The organism is Comamonas fluminis, assembly GCF_019186805.1.
In the GTDB taxonomy this organism is placed as follows: domain Bacteria; phylum Pseudomonadota; class Gammaproteobacteria; order Burkholderiales; family Burkholderiaceae_C; genus Comamonas; species Comamonas fluminis.
In genome coordinates, this window is the sequence record NZ_CP066783.1 from 266,366 (window position 1) to 284,355 (window position 17,990).

At 58.8% G+C, this 17,990-nt stretch carries 25 protein-coding genes and 1 pseudogene; 22 read left to right on the forward strand and 4 right to left on the reverse strand.

The window, feature by feature from the left end; translation table 11 throughout:
• Nucleotides 1-144 precede the first annotated feature (144 nt).
• The 14 genes from tuf (at nt 145) to JDW18_RS01555 (ending at nt 8,245) form a co-directional block, all read left to right on the forward strand.
• The gene (tuf, locus tag JDW18_RS01490) at nt 145-1,335 is read left to right on the forward strand and encodes an elongation factor Tu (protein WP_218242018.1); all 1,191 of its coding nucleotides are present in this window, start codon (nt 145-147) and stop codon (nt 1,333-1,335) included.
• A gap of 25 nt (nt 1,336-1,360) precedes the next feature.
• Entirely contained in the window at nt 1,361-1,672 is a 312-nt protein-coding gene (gene rpsJ / locus JDW18_RS01495; RefSeq protein ID WP_003059431.1) for a 30S ribosomal protein S10, read from the forward strand.
• Nucleotides 1,673-1,883: 211 nt separating this feature from the next.
• Entirely contained in the window at nt 1,884-2,558 is a 675-nt protein-coding gene (rplC, locus tag JDW18_RS01500; protein WP_218242019.1) for a 50S ribosomal protein L3, read from the forward strand.
• Nucleotides 2,558-3,184: a 50S ribosomal protein L4 gene (rplD, locus tag JDW18_RS01505; protein WP_218242020.1), complete on the forward strand. Its 627-nt coding sequence runs from the start codon at nt 2,558-2,560 to the stop codon at nt 3,182-3,184. The genes rplC and rplD overlap by 1 nt, the downstream gene beginning before the upstream one ends.
• Nucleotides 3,181-3,495: a 50S ribosomal protein L23 gene (gene rplW / locus JDW18_RS01510; protein WP_003059415.1), complete on the forward strand. Its 315-nt coding sequence runs from the start codon at nt 3,181-3,183 to the stop codon at nt 3,493-3,495. Before rplD ends, rplW begins: the two co-directional genes overlap by 4 nt.
• A gap of 2 nt (nt 3,496-3,497) precedes the next feature.
• Nucleotides 3,498-4,322: a 50S ribosomal protein L2 gene (gene rplB, locus JDW18_RS01515; protein WP_218242021.1), complete on the forward strand. Its 825-nt coding sequence runs from the start codon at nt 3,498-3,500 to the stop codon at nt 4,320-4,322.
• Nucleotides 4,323-4,332: 10 nt separating this feature from the next.
• On the forward strand, nt 4,333-4,608 hold the full coding sequence (rpsS, locus tag JDW18_RS01520) for a 30S ribosomal protein S19 (RefSeq protein WP_003059413.1): 276 nt from the start codon (nt 4,333-4,335) through the stop codon (nt 4,606-4,608).
• A 10-nt stretch (nt 4,609-4,618) separates the two neighbouring features.
• Complete coding sequence (gene rplV, locus JDW18_RS01525) at nt 4,619-4,951, forward strand: 50S ribosomal protein L22 (RefSeq protein WP_158388828.1); 333 nt, start codon at nt 4,619-4,621, stop codon at nt 4,949-4,951.
• A gap of 16 nt (nt 4,952-4,967) precedes the next feature.
• Complete coding sequence (gene rpsC, locus JDW18_RS01530; protein WP_218242022.1) at nt 4,968-5,834, forward strand: 30S ribosomal protein S3; 867 nt, start codon at nt 4,968-4,970, stop codon at nt 5,832-5,834.
• Between the two features lie 2 nt (nt 5,835-5,836).
• Nucleotides 5,837-6,253, forward strand: a complete 417-nt coding sequence (gene rplP / locus JDW18_RS01535; RefSeq protein WP_099739885.1) for a 50S ribosomal protein L16 — start codon at nt 5,837-5,839, stop codon at nt 6,251-6,253.
• Nucleotides 6,254-6,263: 10 nt separating this feature from the next.
• Nucleotides 6,264-6,461: a 50S ribosomal protein L29 gene (gene rpmC / locus JDW18_RS01540; RefSeq protein WP_003059403.1), complete on the forward strand. Its 198-nt coding sequence runs from the start codon at nt 6,264-6,266 to the stop codon at nt 6,459-6,461.
• 9 nt (nt 6,462-6,470) lie between these two features.
• Nucleotides 6,471-6,740, forward strand: coding sequence for a 30S ribosomal protein S17 (gene rpsQ / locus JDW18_RS01545; protein ID WP_218242023.1), 270 nt, complete (start codon nt 6,471-6,473; stop codon nt 6,738-6,740).
• 118 nt (nt 6,741-6,858) lie between these two features.
• On the forward strand, nt 6,859-7,365 hold the full coding sequence (locus tag JDW18_RS01550) for a peroxiredoxin (RefSeq protein ID WP_218242024.1): 507 nt from the start codon (nt 6,859-6,861) through the stop codon (nt 7,363-7,365).
• Between the two features lie 13 nt (nt 7,366-7,378).
• Nucleotides 7,379-8,245 carry a hypothetical protein gene (locus JDW18_RS01555; RefSeq protein WP_218242025.1) on the forward strand — a complete coding sequence of 289 codons (867 nt, stop codon included), beginning with the start codon at nt 7,379-7,381 and terminating at the stop codon, nt 8,243-8,245.
• Between the two features lie 56 nt (nt 8,246-8,301).
• On the opposite strand, the gene JDW18_RS01560 is transcribed toward JDW18_RS01555, so the two are convergent.
• Entirely contained in the window at nt 8,302-8,790 is a 489-nt protein-coding gene (locus JDW18_RS01560; RefSeq protein WP_218242026.1) for a GNAT family N-acetyltransferase, read from the reverse strand.
• A 117-nt stretch (nt 8,791-8,907) separates the two neighbouring features.
• Entirely contained in the window at nt 8,908-9,600 is a 693-nt protein-coding gene (locus JDW18_RS01565; RefSeq protein WP_218242027.1) for a cytochrome b/b6 domain-containing protein, read from the reverse strand.
• A gap of 138 nt (nt 9,601-9,738) precedes the next feature.
• Between JDW18_RS01565 and JDW18_RS01570 the strand changes: the two genes are divergently transcribed.
• A complete protein-coding gene (locus JDW18_RS01570) occupies nt 9,739-10,185 on the forward strand; it encodes a c-type cytochrome (protein ID WP_218242028.1) in 447 nt (148 codons plus the stop codon).
• Nucleotides 10,186-10,243: 58 nt separating this feature from the next.
• On the opposite strand, the gene JDW18_RS01575 is transcribed toward JDW18_RS01570, so the two are convergent.
• Nucleotides 10,244-10,705 (reverse strand): hypothetical protein, encoded by a 462-nt coding sequence (locus JDW18_RS01575; protein ID WP_218242029.1) that lies wholly within the window; start codon nt 10,703-10,705, stop codon nt 10,244-10,246.
• A 104-nt stretch (nt 10,706-10,809) separates the two neighbouring features.
• On the reverse strand, nt 10,810-11,322 hold the full coding sequence (locus JDW18_RS01580; protein WP_218242030.1) for a TlpA disulfide reductase family protein: 513 nt from the start codon (nt 11,320-11,322) through the stop codon (nt 10,810-10,812).
• Between the two features lie 153 nt (nt 11,323-11,475).
• Here JDW18_RS01580 and JDW18_RS01585 point away from each other — a divergent pair, with 153 nt between their 5' ends.
• The 7 genes and pseudogenes from JDW18_RS01585 (at nt 11,476) to JDW18_RS01615 (ending at nt 17,958) form a co-directional block, all read left to right on the forward strand.
• A complete protein-coding gene (locus JDW18_RS01585) occupies nt 11,476-12,036 on the forward strand; it encodes a hypothetical protein (RefSeq protein WP_218242031.1) in 561 nt (186 codons plus the stop codon).
• A 76-nt stretch (nt 12,037-12,112) separates the two neighbouring features.
• Nucleotides 12,113-12,568, forward strand: a complete 456-nt coding sequence (locus JDW18_RS01590) for a PTS sugar transporter subunit IIA (RefSeq protein WP_218242032.1) — start codon at nt 12,113-12,115, stop codon at nt 12,566-12,568.
• Nucleotides 12,537-12,806 (forward strand): HPr family phosphocarrier protein, encoded by a 270-nt coding sequence (locus tag JDW18_RS01595; RefSeq protein ID WP_218242033.1) that lies wholly within the window; start codon nt 12,537-12,539, stop codon nt 12,804-12,806. The genes JDW18_RS01590 and JDW18_RS01595 overlap by 32 nt, the downstream gene beginning before the upstream one ends.
• A gap of 188 nt (nt 12,807-12,994) precedes the next feature.
• Nucleotides 12,995-14,755 carry a phosphoenolpyruvate--protein phosphotransferase gene (gene ptsP, locus JDW18_RS01600; protein ID WP_218242034.1) on the forward strand — a complete coding sequence of 587 codons (1,761 nt, stop codon included), beginning with the start codon at nt 12,995-12,997 and terminating at the stop codon, nt 14,753-14,755.
• An 11-nt stretch (nt 14,756-14,766) separates the two neighbouring features.
• On the forward strand, nt 14,767-15,747 hold the full coding sequence (locus JDW18_RS01605; RefSeq protein ID WP_218242035.1) for a YwqG family protein: 981 nt from the start codon (nt 14,767-14,769) through the stop codon (nt 15,745-15,747).
• 200 nt (nt 15,748-15,947) lie between these two features.
• Nucleotides 15,948-16,756, forward strand: a pseudogene (locus JDW18_RS01610) (IS5 family transposase).
• A gap of 152 nt (nt 16,757-16,908) precedes the next feature.
• Complete coding sequence (locus JDW18_RS01615; RefSeq protein WP_218242036.1) at nt 16,909-17,958, forward strand: YwqG family protein; 1,050 nt, start codon at nt 16,909-16,911, stop codon at nt 17,956-17,958.
• Nucleotides 17,959-17,990: the final 32 nt, after the last annotated feature.

Genomic DNA, 17,990 nt, shown 5'->3' on the forward strand with positions numbered 1-17,990 from the left:
TTCTGATCGCGACAGCTCCCGAAAGGGGGCTGTCGCGATTTTGCCGGTCTGCGATCCCATGCCGTCCTGTCCCTGTGCGGGGCGATCCAGCAATGAGGTGCAGACCTTAAACATCACACAGGTTTTTGCTCTTTCGGAGAAATCATGGCAAAAGAAAAATTCGAGCGCACCAAGCCCCACGTGAACGTGGGCACCATCGGTCACGTTGACCACGGCAAGACCACCCTGACTGCTGCTATCGCTACTGTGCTGTCCAAGCACTTCGGCGGCGAAGCCAAGGACTACTCGCAGATCGACAACGCGCCTGAAGAAAAGGCCCGTGGTATCACGATCAACACTTCGCACGTTGAGTACGAAACCGCTGCTCGTCACTATGCTCACGTTGACTGCCCCGGTCACGCTGACTATGTGAAGAACATGATTACCGGTGCTGCTCAGATGGACGGCGCTATCCTGGTTTGCTCCGCTGCTGACGGCCCCATGCCCCAGACTCGCGAGCACATCCTGCTGTCCCGCCAGGTGGGCGTTCCTTACATCATCGTCTTCCTGAACAAGGCTGACATGGTGGACGACGAAGAACTGCTGGAACTGGTCGAAATGGAAGTGCGCGAGCTGCTGTCCAAGTACGACTTCCCCGGCGACGACACCCCTATCATCCGCGGCTCCGCTAAGCTGGCCCTGGAAGGTGACCAGTCCGACAAGGGCGAGCCTGCTATCCTGAAGCTGGCCGAAGCTCTGGACACATACATCCCCACTCCCGAGCGTGCTGTTGACGGCGCCTTCGTGATGCCTGTGGAAGACGTGTTCTCCATCTCCGGTCGTGGTACCGTGGTGACTGGCCGTATCGAGCGCGGCATCATCAAGGTCGGCGAAGAAATCGAAATCGTCGGTATCAAGGACACCGTCAAGACTACCGTCACTGGCGTGGAAATGTTCCGCAAGCTGCTGGACCAAGGTCAAGCTGGCGACAACGTGGGTCTGCTGCTGCGCGGCACCAAGCGTGAAGACGTGGAACGTGGCCAAGTGCTGTGCAAGCCCGGTTCGATCAAGCCCCACACTCACTTCACCGCTGAAGTGTATGTGCTGTCCAAGGACGAAGGCGGCCGCCACACTCCTTTCTTCAACAACTACCGCCCTCAGTTCTACTTCCGTACAACTGACGTGACCGGCTCCATCGAACTGCCAGAAGGCAAGGAAATGGTGATGCCTGGTGATAACGTGTCGATCACTGTGAAGCTGATCGCTCCTATCGCTATGGAAGAAGGTCTGCGCTTCGCTATCCGCGAAGGTGGTCGTACTGTTGGTGCCGGTGTGGTTGCCAAGATCATTGCCTAATTCTTAGAAAAGCTAGGAATTAACAATGTCTAAGCAAAAAATCCGTATCCGCCTGAAGGCATTTGACTACAAGCTGATCGACCAGTCTGCAGCCGAAATCGTGGACACCGCCAAGCGCACCGGCGCGATTGTCAAGGGTCCCGTGCCCCTGCCAACACGCATGAAGCGTTTCGACATTCTGCGTTCGCCTCACGTCAACAAGACCAGCCGTGACCAGTTCGAAATCCGTACGCACCAGCGTCTGATGGACATCGTTGATCCGACTGACAAGACAGTTGACGCTCTGATGAAGCTGGACCTGCCCGCAGGTGTGGACGTCGAAATCAAACTGCAATAAGAGTTTTGGAAGTCCTCTGAGGTGATCCTCGGAGGCTTTTGAGGGTCTTTGTTTAACGCGGACTTGCTTGCAAAAGCAGTTCGCGTTAAACTTTAGGGCTTCGCCTTTGATGCGAAGTTTTATTAACCTTCTTTTGTGCGGCAAGCCTTAGGGCTAGGCAGCAACGCTGGGCCAATTGCAGTTTCAGCGGCAAAAGTATTGGAGCAAACAAATGAGTCTGAGCAACTCCCTGGGGTTGCTGGGTCGCAAGGTGGGCATGATGCGTCTGTTCACTGATGATGGGGACGCAGTGCCTGTCACAGTGGTGGATGTTTCTAACAACCGCGTTACCCAGGTCAAAACCCAAGAGAACGATGGCTACGTGGCCCTGCAGGTCACTTTCGGTGCACGCAAGGCTTCTCGCGTGACCAAGCCAGCAGCTGGCCACCTCGCTAAGGCAGGTGTTGAAGCCGGTGAAGTGACCCGTGAATTCCGCGTGACCGATGAAACCGCTGGCAAGTATGCCGCTGGTGCTGTTCTGCCTGTGGCCGAACTGTTCAGCGTTGGCCAGAAGGTGGACGTGCAAGGCACTTCCATCGGTAAGGGCTACGCCGGCACGATCAAGCGTCACAACTTCTCGTCGCAGCGCGCATCGCACGGTAACAGCCGTTCGCACAATGTCCCCGGCTCGATCGGTATGGCACAAGACCCAGGTCGCGTGTTCCCCGGTAAGCGTATGACCGGCCACATGGGCGACGAAACCGTCACTACTCAAAATCTCGACGTGGTTCGTATCGACGAAGCACGCCAACTGCTGTTGATCAAGGGTGCTATTCCTGGCGCCAAGGGTGGCTTCGTTTCCGTGCGCCCCGCGATCAAGGCTAAAGCTTCCAAAGGAGCGAACTAATGCAGCTCGAACTCCTGAATGAACAAGGCCAGGCAGCTTCCAAGGTGGAAGCTCCCGAGACTGTGTTCGGTCGTGAATTCAACGAAGATCTGGTCCACCAGCTGGTGACTGCCTACCGTGCCAACGCACGTCAAGGCACTCGCGCCCAGAAGGACCGTGAACAAGTGCGTCACACCACTGCCAAGCCTTTCAAGCAAAAGGGTACTGGTCGTGCACGTGCTGGTATGTCCTCCTCGCCTCTGTGGCGTGGCGGCGGTCGCATCTTCCCGAATCTGCCTGAAGAAAACTTCGCGCAGAAGATCAACAAGAAGATGTACCGCGCTGGTATGGCTTCCATCCTGTCTCAGCTGGCCCGCGAAGGCCGTCTGGCAGTTGTGGAATCCCTGAAGCTGGATACCCCCAAGACCAAGGTTTTGGCCGACAAGTTCAAGGCTATGAATGTGGCTTCGACGTCGGTTCTGGTGATCGCCGATGAAATCGACGAAAACCTGTACCTGGCTTCCCGCAATCTGAAGAACGTGTTCGTGGTTGAGCCGCGCTATGCAGACCCCGTGTCTCTGGTGCACTACAAGAAAGTGCTCGTCACCAAGGGTGCGATCGACAAACTCAAGGAGATGTTCGCATGAGCACTACCAAGTTTGACGAAGGTCGTCTGATGCAAGTGCTGGTCGCTCCCATCGTGTCCGAAAAGGCCACTCTGGTTGCTGAAAAGTCCAATGCTGTGACATTCAAGGTGCTGCAGAACGCTACCAAGCCCGAAATCAAGGCCGCTGTGGAATTGATGTTCAAGGTTGAAGTGGCTGGCGTTTCCGTGGTGAACACCAAGGGCAAAACCAAGCGTTTCGGCAAGACCGTTGGCCGTCGCGACAATGTTCGCAAGGCATACGTGATGCTCAAGCCTGGTCAAGAGCTGAACCTGTCTGGGGAGGCTGCGTAATCATGGCTGTTATCAAGCTCAAACCTACGACCCCCGGCCAGCGTGGCGCGGTTAAGGTCACACGTGACCACCTGCACAAGGGTGAAGGTTTCGCCCCCCTGCTGGAAGCACAATTCCAGAAGGCCGGTCGTAACAACAACGGTCACATCACAACTCGCCACAAGGGCGGTGGTCACAAGCACCACTACCGTGTGGTGGACTTCAAGCGCAACAAGGACGGTATCCCCGCCAAGGTTGAGCGCATTGAATACGACCCTAACCGTACTGCTCACATCGCTCTGGTGTGCTACGCAGACGGCGAACGTCGCTACGTCATTGCTCCTCGCAACCTGGAAGTGGGCGCGACCATCATCAGTGGTGCTGAAGCTCCTATCCGCGTTGGCAACACCCTGCCTATCCGCAACATCCCCGTGGGCTCGACCATCCACTGCATCGAACTGAAGATCGGTGCTGGTGCTCAGATCGCTCGCTCGGCTGGTACCTCTGCCACTCTGCTGGCTCGCGAAGGCATCTACGCTCAGGTGCGTATGCGTTCGGGCGAAGTCCGCAAGGTGCACATTGAGTGCCGTGCCACTATCGGTGAAGTCGCCAACGAAGAACACAGCCTGCGCCGTCTGGGCAAGGCAGGTGTGAAGCGTTGGATGGGTATTCGTCCTACCGTTCGCGGTACGGTCATGAACCCTGTCGACCACCCGCACGGTGGTGGTGAAGGCAAGACCGGTGAAGGTCGTCACCCAGTTGACCCATGGGGCAATCTGACGAAGGGCTACCGCACCCGTAACAACAAGCGCACACAGACGATGATCGTGTCGCGTCGTAAAAAGTAAGGGGTAGCAAATGACTCGTTCTCTTAAAAAGGGTCCGTTTGTTGACCATCACTTGCTGGCTAAGGTCGAAAAGGCCATCGCCACCAAGGACAAGAAGCCAGTGAAGACCTGGTCGCGTCGCTCCATGGTTCTGCCCGAGTTCATCGGTCTGACCATTGCCGTGCACAACGGCAAGCAACACGTGCCGGTTTATGTGACTGACCAGATGGTTGGCCACAAGCTGGGTGAATTCGCGCTGACTCGTACCTTCAAGGGTCACCCCGCGGACAAGAAAGCCAAGAAGTAAGGAATAGAACATGTCTGAAACACGTGCTGTTCTCCGTGGCGTCCGCTTGTCTGTTGACAAGGGTCGCCTGGTCGCGGATCTGATTCGCGGCAAGAAGGTGGATCAAGCTCTGAACATCCTGACTTTCACACAGAAAAAAGCTGCTGTGATCGTGAAGAAGGTTCTGGAATCCGCTATCGCCAACGCCGAGCACAATGACGGCGCCGACATCGACGAATTGAAGGTCAAGACCATCTTCGTTGAGCAAGGCACCACGCTCAAGCGTTTTACCGCTCGCGCCAAGGGCCGCGGCAACCGCATCAGCAAGCCTACCTGCCACATCTACGTGACAGTCGGTAACTGAGGCCTTAAGGAAGAATATGGGACAGAAAATCCATCCTACCGGCTTCCGTCTGGCGGTCAGCCGTAACTGGGCAAGCCGCTGGTACGCAAGCAACCGTGACTTCGCCGGCATGCTGGCTGAAGACATCAAGGTTCGCGAGTACCTGAAGGCCAAGCTGAAGAATGCCGCCGTGGCTCGCGTTCTGATCGAGCGTCCTGCCAAGAACGCCCGCATCACCATTTTCTCGGCTCGTCCAGGTGTGGTGATCGGCAAGAAGGGTGAAGACATCGAGAACCTGAAGAAGGAACTCGCTACTCGCCTGGGCGTGCCTGTCGCAGTGAACATCGAAGAAGTGCGCAAGCCTGAAATCGATGCCAAGCTGATCGCTGACTCCATCTGCCAGCAGCTGGAAAAGCGCATCATGTTCCGTCGCGCCATGAAGCGTGCGATGCAGAACGCCATGCGTCTGGGTGCTCAAGGCATCAAGATCATGTCGTCCGGTCGTCTGAACGGCATCGAAATCGCTCGTACCGAGTGGTATCGCGAAGGCCGCGTGCCTCTGCACACTCTGCGTGCTGACATCGACTATGGCTTCTCCGAAGCCAAGACGACATACGGCATCATCGGCGTGAAGGTCTGGGTCTACAAGGGTGATACCTTGGGCCGTAACGATCTGCCCGCCGTGGAAACGCCCCGTCCTGAAGACGAGCGTCGTCCTCGTGGTCCCCGTCGCGACGGTCGTCGTGATGGCGATCGCGCAGGCCGCGGTGGTCGTCGTCCCGCTGGTACCAACGCCGCTCCTGCCGATGGCAGCGACAAGCCTGCTGGCGCTGGTGCTGATTCCGTTAAGCGCGTTCGCAAGACTGACGCGCCCGCTGCTGCAGCGGACGGTAAAGGAGAATAAAGATGCTGCAACCTGCTCGCCGCAAATACCGCAAGGAGCAAAAGGGTCGCAACACCGGTATTGCAACGCGTGGTAACTCCGTTGCTTTCGGTGACTTCGGCCTGAAGTCCACTGACCGCGGCCGTCTGACGGCCCGCCAGATCGAAGCTGCACGTCGTGCAATTTCCCGTCACGTCAAGCGTGGTGGTCGTATCTGGATCCGCGTGTTCCCGGACAAGCCAATCTCTACCAAGCCCGCCGAAGTGCGTATGGGTAACGGTAAGGGCAACCCCGAGTACTACGTGGCCGAGATCCAGCCCGGTAAGGTGATCTACGAAATCGTAGGCGTGCCTGAAGAGCTGGCCCGTGAAGCGTTCCGCCTGGCTGCTGCAAAGCTGCCTCTGCGCACGACCTTCGTGTCCCGTCACATTGGTGCTTAAGGAGATCAACATGACGAAATCTGCTGAACTCCGCCAAAAAGACGTGGCTGGTCTGGAAGCTGAAGTGAAGTCCCTGCAAAAGGCTCACTTTGGTCTGCGCATGCAAAAGGCCACGCAACAACTGGGCAACACTGCGACCATCAAGGCTACACGCCGCGACATCGCTCGTGCCAAGACCATCCTTGCTGAAAAGCAAGCCGCCAAGTAAGGAGCCGACATGACGGAAGCTAAAACATCCCTCAAGCGCACCTTGGTTGGCAAGGTCGTGAGCGACAAGCGTGCCAAGACTGTGACCGTTCTGGTTGAACGCCGCGTCAAGCACCCCATCTACGACAAGATCATGATCAAGTCGAGCAAGTACCACGCTCACGACGAGCAAGGTGAGTACAAGCTGGGCGACGTGGTTGAAATCACCGAGAGCCGTCCTCTCTCCAAGACCAAGAACTGGGTTGCTACCCGCTTGGTGCAAAAGGCTGCTCTGGTGTAAGCCTAACTGGCTTTCCCGGCTGCAATGCCTCTAAAAACGACCCACAATGCGTGGGTCGTTTTTTTTATTTGGGCTGTCAATTCCGGTGGTCCATGCTGACGCAACCAAGGAGAAATTTATGATCAAAGTTGGAGATACATTGCCTGCAGTCGCACTGACCGAGTTCGTGGAAGTGGAAGGCAATGGCTGCAGCATTGGCCCCAACCCCGTGAAGCTGCCAGAAGCCCTGGCCGGCAAGACCGTGGCTCTGTTTGCCGTGCCCGGCGCATTCACGCCCACTTGCTCTGAGCAGCATCTGCCTGGCTATGTAGCCAAGGCTGAAGAACTCAAGGCTGCTGGCGTTGACGAAATCTGGTGCCTGGCTGTGAATGACGCCTTTGTGATGGGCGCCTGGGGCCGAGATCAGAAAGTTGGCGGCAAGGTGCGCATGATCGCTGACGGTGATGCTGCATTTGCCAAGGCTGTGGGCCTGACGCTGGATCTGAACGGCAAGGGTCTGGGCCTGCGCGCTAACCGCTTCTCCATGCTGGTCAAGGACGGCAAGGTTGCCACCCTGAACGTGGAAGGCCCTGGCAAGTTCGAAGTCAGCGGCGCTGACACCATGCTGGCCCAAGCCAAAGCCTGACGGGCGACTGCCTATGCTGGAGATATCGGCACTGAAGGGCATGCATCCAGTCGTGATGACGCCCAGTCATGATGGCAAATATTTTCACAACTATGTGATTTCACTGCTGAATTTCTCCAGCGCCGCACGAGAGTGCGGAATGCCGCTGGACGTTTTTCTGCACCGCGGTGAAAGCCTGATCACTCGGGCGCGAAACAATTGCGTGGCTGATTTCCTGGCCAATCCTAACTGGACGCATTTGTTCTGGATCGACTCTGATATCGGATATTCGCCGCAGGCTGCATTGCGTCTGCTCTTGAGTGACTATGACATTGCTGCCGGTGTCTATCCGCTCAAGACCGAACGCTGGCCTGGCGATGAAGCTCAGGTGAAGAGCATGACGCCCGAGCAGATCCTCACACGTTATGCGCGCTACACAGTCAATGCGGATGCCTCGGAAGAAACCGGCGACATCAACATGGAAGTGCTGCCTGATGGCTTTATGCGCATGACTGAGGCGCCCACGGGCTTCATGGTCATCAAGCGTCATGTGTTCGAGCGCATGATGAAGCACTATCCTGAGCTTCAGTACATGCCTGACAGCGTGGGCGTTGAGGACAAGGGCCTGCACTACCGCTTCTTCGATGTGATGGTGGACCCCAAGACCCGGCGCTATCTTTCGGAGGATTACGGCTTCTGTCGCCTCTGGAGCGGGATGGGTGAGTCGATGTATATCGACTGCAACTCCAACCTCAGCCACCAGGGCTCAAAGCTCTACCGCGGTGATTTCGCAGACAGCCTGACCCATGCGCTGTCCTATGCTGTCAATGGCACAGAAGGTTCGCTCATGAGGCTTTCGGGGCTGGAGTATCTGCGCTCCAACGATTTGCCCTCGGGTTGATCGAAAGCGCTCTATTCACGAACACCCGGTCTTTGGCCGGGTGTTTTTCATGGTGCCTAGAAAAGATCTACCTTGAGGTAGTGCGCACCCGGCAAGGGGTTGTGATAGTAAGGCTCGATGGACTCGAAGCCCAGGTCCACATAAAGCGCGCGGGCGGCTTCCATGTCATCAAGAGTGTCGAGCAGCACATGGTCGTAGCCCGCCTGGCGAGCACTATCCAGTATGGACTCGACGAGATGACGACCCAGACCAAAGCCGCGAAATGCCTTGCGCACAAACAGGCGCTTCATTTCGGCAGCATTGGGGTAGTCGCAATCATCGAGCGGGCGCAGAGCGCAGCAGCCCGCCAGTGCTCCATCCACATGGGCCAGCAGGATCTGGCCACGAGGTGCAGCATATTCGCCGGGGAGGTCGGCGATTTCGGATTCGAACCCTTGAAATTCCAGGTCTATGTTCAGGCTGTCTGCGTACTCCTGGAAGATCTGGCGCACTGCGTCCATATCGTTGGGAGTCGGAGCCAGCAAGTCCACGGCAGGCTTGTCCACGGCAGCTAGGCGATGATGAAAGAAGAGCCAGTGTAGCGGCAAGCGCAAATCAGGGTTAAAGCAGCTGCCCTGGGCACCTGGTGTGCGGATGCCGAAGTCCGGCGCAAAAGCTCTTTGCTAGAACCCTGAAACCTGGCCCAGCTGATGCACCCACCACGCGATACCGCTGGCGACTACCGCCAGTACGGCCGCCAGCAGGCGCGAGCCAGCGCTGTCCTGTGCGGCGGTGACGGGGGCTTCCAGTTGCTTGTCGCCGGTGACCATGGCTGGCACCAGACGCTGGCCGCGCAGGCTGTACCAGCCGATAGCCACCAGATGCAGGCCGACAAGGGCATAGATCAGGTACTGCCCCCAGCGCGCATGGAAATTTGTGGCGATGGAGACGGCGTCGCCAGAGACGAAGCGTGTCAGCGGCCCGCTGAAGGCAATTTCGTCGTCACTCAGCATTCCGCTTGCGACTTGTGCTATCAAAACCATGAGCATGGCAATGACCGAGAGCGCGCCCAGAGGGTTGTGACCCGCACGGTCATGCGCGCTGGCTTGCCCGCGCAGATAGCGCGAGAGTGCTGCAGGCGAGGTCAACAGCCGTGTAAAGCGCGACCAGTAGCCGCCGACAAGACCCCAGAGCACGCGAAAAATCAGCAGTGCCAGCACCACCTGACCCAGGATCAGGTGCCAGTTCATGGCATTGCCGCCCACCTTGGCAGTCACCACCATGGCAATGATGCAGATGACCAGCAGCCAGTGAAACAGGCGCGTGGGCAAGTCCCAGATACGAACGGTATAGGCGCTTGGGCTGCTGGAAGTCATGGATTCATGGGGTGAAAGTGGCTCTGCCAGCCATTGTGCCTTGCAGCGATTGCGGCAGTGCACGCTTTCATATGCGTCTGCCATACTGCGCCCACTGTCGCCCGCGGCAGCTTGACGAAACTTAGAAAGGATACCCCGATGAAAGTTTTCTCCACCCTGGCACTGGCCGCTGTGGTTGCCACCGTGGCTTTGCCTGCTTCGGCACAGTTCGCCAAGCCTGAAGATGCCATCAAGTATCGCCAGAGCGCATTGAGCGTGATGGGAACGCACTTCAGCCGTCTGGGCGCCATGGCCAACGGCAAGATGCCTTTTGATGCCAAGAGCGCACAGGAAAGCGCGGAAATCGTAGCCTTTATGTCCAAGCTGCCATGGGCGGGCTTTGGTGCAGGCACGGAAGGCGGCAAGTCCAAGCCCGAAGTGTGGAAGGAACAGGCCAAGTTCAACGACCTGGCAGGCAAGATGGAAGCCGAAGCCGTGAAGCTCAACGCTGCCGCCAAGGCTGGCAATGTGGACAGCCTCAAGGCGGCTTTCGGGCCTGCTGCCAGCAGCTGCAAGAGCTGCCACGACAGCTTCCGCAACAAGTAAGCCTGACCCGGGCGGGGAAGGTCAGTCTGACCTTTCTGTGCCGGGTTTAACGCGGAATTTAAAGCGACGGGGCGGAGATATCGCGTGTCTCCGTCATCACCCCATTGCTGTCATATTCATAGCGCATGACGCCCGCTCCCTCTGCTTCAGGCTGGCTAAAGCGTATGGTCTGCTGGGAGTCGATCTCGGGAACAATCGCGGTGCTGCTGCAGGTGCCAAGATTCGCCAGACCTCTGGCGCCTTCGCGGGTCACCCGGACAATGGAGAATTTTTGCGGACACTCTTCGCCCTGGTTCTGGCGAAGGAAGATGACGTCGGCATCATTCTGCTCAAAACGCACCATCGTGTAGTCGGGGCGTTCCAGATGAATCGGCTCCTCGAACGGTTGTCCATCCAGCTGCAAAACGCCCTGAGCATCTGCGGCAAGCAGGCCAAAACGGGTGGGCTGAACCATCTGGGCGATAGCGGGGATCTGCGCGGAACCCGCCAGCAGTATTGCCAGCAGCAGGCTTTTTTTCATGGTGCTCCCTCTGATGATGTGGTCTGCCCCGATTTTCTATGGGCAGACCCTCCACCGGGCATCAGCCGCTGTAGGCCGAAGGAGCAACTTCTGTGGTCAGCGCATCAGGCGCTGGCGGGCTCGGTCAGCAGCTTTTCAATCAGCTTGTGCAGCTCTTCAAAGTTGGGGGCGCCCACATAGCTCTTCACAATCTCGCCGCGCTTGTTGACGATGAAGGTTGAAGGAGTGAGCTGTACATCGCCCCAGGCTTTGGCCACGCCGCCGGTGTTGTCCAGTGCCACCTGGAAGGGAATCTTGCGCGACTCGACAAAGTTCACCACATAGCTGGGTGGGTCGTAGCTCATGGCCACGGCCAGGGTATCGAAGCCCTTGTCCTTGTACTTGTTGTGCGTGCTGATGATCTCAGGCATCTCGGCCACACAGGTGGTGCAGCTGGTGGCCCAGAAATTCACCAGCGTGACCCTGCCCTTGAGGTCTTGCGTGGTCTTCTGGCTGCCATCGAGCAGCACAAATGTGGACTGAGGTGCTGCCGACTGACCGGCGCCCGAATACACCCAGGCCCCGACGCCAATGACGGCGGCAGCCACTACGCCTGCGATCCAATGTTTGCTTGCCATGATGGGATTGTGCACAAATGATCAGCACCTTGCTGGTCTGTAGTTTTGGAGCTGCAGTCTTGCGTAAAAGTTCAATCTGTCCATCAATACCCTCGGGTCAACCCTAGCGTTTTCTGAAAGCGAGGGGGTATGGGCGCTGCAGATAATGCTTGAATGAACATTAAGGGACTTGCCGCCATCGCAATACTCGCCAGCAGCATCACGCTGCTGGCGGGCTGCAGTCCTTCTTCGAACTGGCGTACCGTGCAACTGGAAGGTGCACCGGTGCAGATCTTGCTGCCGTGCAAGCCCCAGACGCAGACGCGCCCCGTTGCGCTGGGCGCGGACGCGGTGCAGATGAGCATGGTGGGCTGCGAGGCCGAGGGCAGCACGTTTGCCGTCATGCATTTTCTGCTGGCGGATCCCACGCGGGCCGGTGAAGTTCTGGGCTATTGGCAAAAAGCCACGCTGGCTCAGGCTCGGGTGGAGGATGCAGGCGATCCGCGCAGCGTGGTGACCGATGCGCGCTGGGTACCGAAGCAGGCGCTGAATCTGCCGCAGTCGCGGCATATTGTTTTCAGCGGCGTGAGCAGCCAGGGGCAAAAGCTGATGGGCGACGGGCTGTGGTTTGCGCGCATGGAAGGCTCATCGGCCCGCCTTTTCCATGTGGTGATTTATGGAAACACCGATCCCAAGGTCGCTGAGATGTTCTTTCCCAACCTGAAATTGCAATAGCTGACGATCCTTGCATGCCACACGCCCAAGCCCGCACGCTGACAAGCCATAATTTGCTATCAAGAACTGTGACTACATGACCACGCGCATTCTTTTGCTCACCCACGCACCGCTGGCTTCTGCTTTGCGCGAGTGTGCCCTGCATGTTTTTGCCGACAGTGCGGATGATGTGCTGGCGCTGGATGTGCCCGCGCATGAAGCGCCCGAAGTCACGCTGGAGCACGCGTTGGCCTTGCTGACGGAAAAGGGTGGGCTGGATGCATCCACGCTGGTGCTGACCGATTTGTTTGGCGCCACGCCCTGCAACGTGGCTCAGCGCCTGACGGCTCAGTTGCCTGCACGGCTGGTGGCGGGGGTGAATCTGCCCATGCTGCTGCGCTCCATCGGCTATCGACATGAGGCGCTGGATGCGCTGGTGTCCCGCGCCATGGTGGGGGGCAGCCAGGGTGTGATGCAGGTAGCCAGCAGTTCACGACAAAATCAAAGCGCACGACCCTCTCATGATCAAGACCAATATCACCATCAGCAATAAATTGGGCCTGCATGCCCGCGCATCGGCCAAGCTCACCAAGCTCGCTGGCAGCTTTCCCTGCGAAGTCTGGCTGACCAAGGGCGAGCGCCGCGTCAATGCCAAAAGCATCATGGGCGTGATGATGCTGGCTGCAGGCATCGGCTCGGCGCTGGAGCTGGAGACCGATGGCGATCAGGAGCAGCAGGCCACAGATGCGCTGGTGGCGCTGATCAACGACAAGTTTGGTGAAGGCCAGTAAAAGCGCCTCTTACATGACGCCTGCCTGAGAGTGCGGGCGCAGGATTGACGACAGGCAAGAGCGGTTGGGGCTCTGCCGGTGCGCAGCAAAGAGCAGGTTTTCGTGCCGTAACGAGGCAGGGATACGTGCTGTCTGCTGCGAAAATAAGAGCAAGAAGCAATCGCGGGATTCGCGAAAGGGCATTCGCTATGACATTTGCAATCCATGGCTTGGCTGTCTCCAGAGGCATTGCGATTGGGCGCGCGGTGGTGGTCGCCTCCAGTCGCATGGAGGTGGTTCACTACTTCATCAGCCCCGATCAGGTTGATGCAGAGGTTGCACGCGCACGCAATGCGCGCAATGCAGTGATTGAGGAACTGCGCAGGCTGCAGGAAGAAATGCCCAAGGATGCGCCCGGCGAGCTGGATGCACTGCTGGAAGTGCACCTGATGCTGCTGCAGGACCAGGCGCTGGCCGAGGCTATTCGCAACTGGATCTCCGAGCGCCTGTACAACGCCGAATGGGCGCTGACGACGCAGCTGGAAATCATCTCGCGCCAGTTCGACGAGATGGACGATGAATACCTGCGCGAACGCAAGGCCGACCTGGAGCAGGTGGTCGAACGCATTCTGCGGCACATGAAGGGAGCGCCAAGCCCCATTGCCGCCCCCGCAGCGGCGGCCCGGGCGAATGCCGGCCAGCCTGCCATGGAGCTGGATGGCGCCACAGAAACGCCGCTGGTGCTGGTGGCGCAGGATCTGTCGCCGGCCGACATGCTGCAGTTCAAGAGCAAGGTCTTCGCAGGCTTCATCACCGCCGTGGGCGGCAAGACCAGCCACACCGCCATCGTGGCGCGCAGCATGGACATTCCCGCCGTGGTGGGCGCCCGCGCAGCCAGCCAGCTGATTCGCCAGGATGACTGGGTCATCATTGATGGCAACGAGGGCGTGGTCATCGTGGACCCCACGCCCATCATTCTGGCCGAGTACGGCTTTCGCCAGCGCCAGAATGAGCTGGAGCGCGAACGCCTGTCGCGCCTGCGCTTTACGCCGTCTCTCACCATGGATGGCCAGAAGGTCGAGCTACTGGCCAATGTGGAGCAGCCCAGCGATGGCGCCGCCGCCGTGCGCGCTGGCGCTGTGGGCGTGGGGCTGTTTCGTACCGAATTTCTTTTCATGGGCCGAAGCGGCAACCTGCCGGGCGAGGAAGAGCAGTACCGCGCCTACCGCGAGATCATTGACGGCATGCAAGGCATGCCCGTCACCATCCGCACGCTGGATGTGGGTGCGGACAAGCCGCTTGATAAAGCTCAGCCCAAGGATTACTACCTGAACCCGGCCCTGGGCCTGCGCGCCATTCGCTGGAGCCTGGCAGACCCCGCCATGTTCCGTACCCAGCTGCGCGCCATTCTGCGGGCGGCGGCCCATGGCCAGGTCAAGCTGCTCTTTCCCATGCTCGCCCATCGCAGTGAGATTGAACAGACCCTGGCCCAGCTGCGCCAGGCGCAGGCCGAGCTGGATGCCCGTGGCATCTCTTACGGCCCCGTCAAGCTGGGCGCGATGATTGAAATTCCTGCTGCGGCGCTGACGGTGCGCAGCTTCCTCAAGTATTTCGACTTTCTATCCATCGGCACCAACGACCTGATTCAGTACACGCTGGCCATCGACCGGGCAGACGAGGCCGTGGCCCATCTCTACGACCCCATGCATCCGGCGGTGTTGCGGCTGGTGGCCGAGGTCATTGAGGCCAGCAATGCGGCAGGCAAGGAAATCTGCGTTTGCGGCGAAATGGCGGGCGATATCGGCATGACCCGGCTACTGCTGGGCCTGGGGCTGCGCAGCTTTTCCATGCACCCGGCGCAGATTCTGGCCGTCAAGCAGGAAGTGCTGCGTGCTGATGCCGACAAGCTTGCACCGTGGGCACATGCGGTGATGGACAGCGACAGCCCTGCAGAAATGCTGGCACCCTGACGCTGCACGCTATGGGCTACGCCAATATCAGTGAGATTGAGCAGGCGCTGCTTGCCGCGCTGGGCGACGAAGCCGCTGCAAAGCAACTGGCGCAGCAAGCCCGTCCCGGCGTGTGGCTGCAAACCGGGCGGGTTGAGCGCGAGGCACAGATAGCGCTGGGAAGCACCAAGCTTGGCGGCTGCCCCGATCTGCCAGTGGGTGCGAGCTGGCCTTTGCGGCCCGCCTACCCGGATGCGGCCAGCCGGGGCCAGTATCCGCGTGCCAGTGAACGGCCTTTTCAGACCCGTCTGCATAGCGAATTTCCACTCAACTTTCTGGCGCAGATCAATTTTGCGCAACTGCATGCCGCTGCAGATCTGGGCGAAGACTGGCCGCGCCAGGGCTTGCTGTCCATCTTCTACGACCTGACGGAGCAACCCTGGGGGCACAGCCCGGCAGATGCGGTGGGCTTGAAGCTGTTCTATAGCGACGAGGCAGCAGGCCCGCTGCAGCGCCTGCCGCAACCGGAGGCCCTGCAGGCCTTGCCCGCACACTGGCACATGGCTCCGCTTCAATGCAGTCTGCACGCCTGCGTGACGCCTTTGCCGGTGGCTGTGGCAGAGTGGAAGCAGCAGGCAAAGATGCTGGAGCGCGATGTGCAGGACAGCTATGCCGACTGGTACGAAGCGGAAGCGGAGCCCGCCGTGAATGGCGAGAGCTGGGCTTGCCACCATGCGGGCGGCTGGCCCACCCCCATTCAGGGTGATATGCAGACCCAGTGCGCGCTGGTGGCTGCAGGGCTTGATAGTGGCAAGGGTGAGCACTGGTGCGACCCTGCCACGCAGGTGGTGCGTGACGGTGCACGAGACTGGCTGCTCTTGCTGCAGATCGGTAGCGATGAAAAAAGCACGATTAACTGGGGCGATGAAGGCCAGCTCTACCTCTGGATTCGCCGTGAAGACCTGCGTGCGCGGCGCTTCGATCAAGCTCAGTTGGTGCTGCAGTGCTACTAGGGTCTGTTGAGAATTGAGCGAGGTCGCGAAGGATTCTGGCCGCCCGCCAATCTAGGCGCGTGACGCCGTGCGGGTGCCCACCCGCACAAGGAGTGCAACAACGAGTGGCGTGCGGCCAGAGTCCTTCCCTTCGGGTTGTAGGGACAGGAGGCCGTCTGCGTTGTTGCATGCCCTCGCAAGGCATGAGCATTGCTTCGGTCATGCGCCTAGGGCGTGTCATCGAATTCGATAGCTGCTTCGTTATTGATAGTGTGACTCGTAGATACGCTTTGACAGATACACAGTGGGATTGCATCAAAGACCTTCTGCCCGGCAGGGCTGGACACGTCGGTGCTCCTGGTAAAAACAACCGCCTTTTTGTAGATGCAGTGCTTTACCGCTATCGCTCTGGCATTGCATGGCGGGATCTGCCTGAGCGCTTTGGTGATTTTCGTATCATTCATACGCGGCATATGCGCTGGAGCCGTTCTGGTATTTGGCAGCGTGTGTTTGAAACGATCAGTGCCCAAGCTGACAACGAATACACCATGATCGATGCAACCATCGTGCGTGCCCATCAGCACAGCGCTGGCGCAAAAGGGGGATCCAAAAGCATGCTATCGGACGTAGCCGAGGAGGCTTGAGTACCAAGATCCACGCGACGGTTGATGCGCTGGGCAACCCAACTGGCTTTCATCTGACTCCCGGTCAAGCCTCAGACTTGGAAGGCGCAGATGTGCTTTTGAAAGACATTCAGGCTAATGCTGTGCTCGCAGACAAAGCCTATGACGCTCAGGACCGGGTAATTGCGCCCCTGTCAGAGAAGGGCAAGCAAGCTGTCATTCCAAGTCGCCGCGGTCGCAAAGAAAGTAGAGAGCACGACCGGCACATATACAAAGAGCGTCATCTGATTGAGAACCTCTTTGCCCGGTTAAAACAGTATCGGTGCATCGCGACGAGGTATGACAAGACGGCCGCTGCATTTTTAGGTGGAATTCATCTGGCTGCAGCTGTCATCTGGTTGATTTGATGACGGGCCCTAGCATCTAGCCTCCTGTCGCTGCAACGCGATCCTCGCCTAAATCTCAACAGACCCTAACTGTAATGTCCGCTCGAAAATAGCGATTGGTCATACGCAAGCCGTATGCTGTGTGCGTCTATATCAAGCACCGGATACAGCCCATGAACTATTGCAGAGAGCAGGAGATTGCCCAAGCCATCACCGATGTACTGGACGATGCCAGTCTGGCCAGACAACTGGCGGCACAGTCCAAGCCTGCAGTCTGGCTGCAAACGCGGCAGGTGGAGGTTGAAGATGAAATCCCTCTTGCTGCGACCAAGCTGGGTGGCCGTCCAGACCTGACGGCCGAAACCCCGTGGCCGCAGCGCAATCCCTACCCCGATACCCACAAGCGAGTGCAGTCGCACCGCGAAGACAGCGTGGCGCCCGACAGTCGCTGGCGCTGGGCGACACCCGAGCAGGCGCAAAAAATTCGTACCGAAGCGCTGCAGCACATTGCCCGTCTGGAGAGTGTGTTTCCCCTGCACTTTCTGGCGCAGATCAATTTTGCGCAGGTCTGGGCCGCTGGGCCTGTCGATGAAGACATGCCGCGCGGCGGCCTGCTATCGGTGTTTTATGACATGGCCGAGCAACCCTGGGGTTACGACCCCACAGATGCCTGCGCGCTGGCGCTGGTCTGGAGCGAGGATGGGGCGCCCATGCAGCGCAGGCAGCAACCTGAGGCATTGCAAGCGATGGATGATGAGTGGCAGATCAAGCCCGCGGCCTGCACGCTGCATGCCTGCCAGACACCGCTGCCCATGGAGTCGGCCCAATGGAGTGCGCTGCAGCTGGAGCTGACAGAGGAGCAGGGCGACGACTTTGTTGAATGGTGGTTTGACGAAGCCGAAAACGGCGCCAGCAATGATGGTGAAGATGCGTGCTGCCACCGCATCAGTGGCTGGCCCACGCCAGTGCAGGGCGATATGCAGACCGAATGTGCCCTGGTTGCCGCAGGGCACTACTGCGGCAGCGGTCAGTCCTATCAGGACCCTGCTTTGCAGTCGGTGCGCGATAGTGCTGGCGACTGGCTGCTGCTGTTGCAGCTGGGCACGGATGAAAAGCTGGGCATGAACTGGGGTGACGACGGTCAGCTCTACATCTGGATTCGCCGTGAGGATCTTCGTGCGCGGCGCTTTGACCAGGCCAGACTGGTGCTGCAGTGCCACTGATGTAACGAACAGGGCTGCTGCACGGCCTGCGG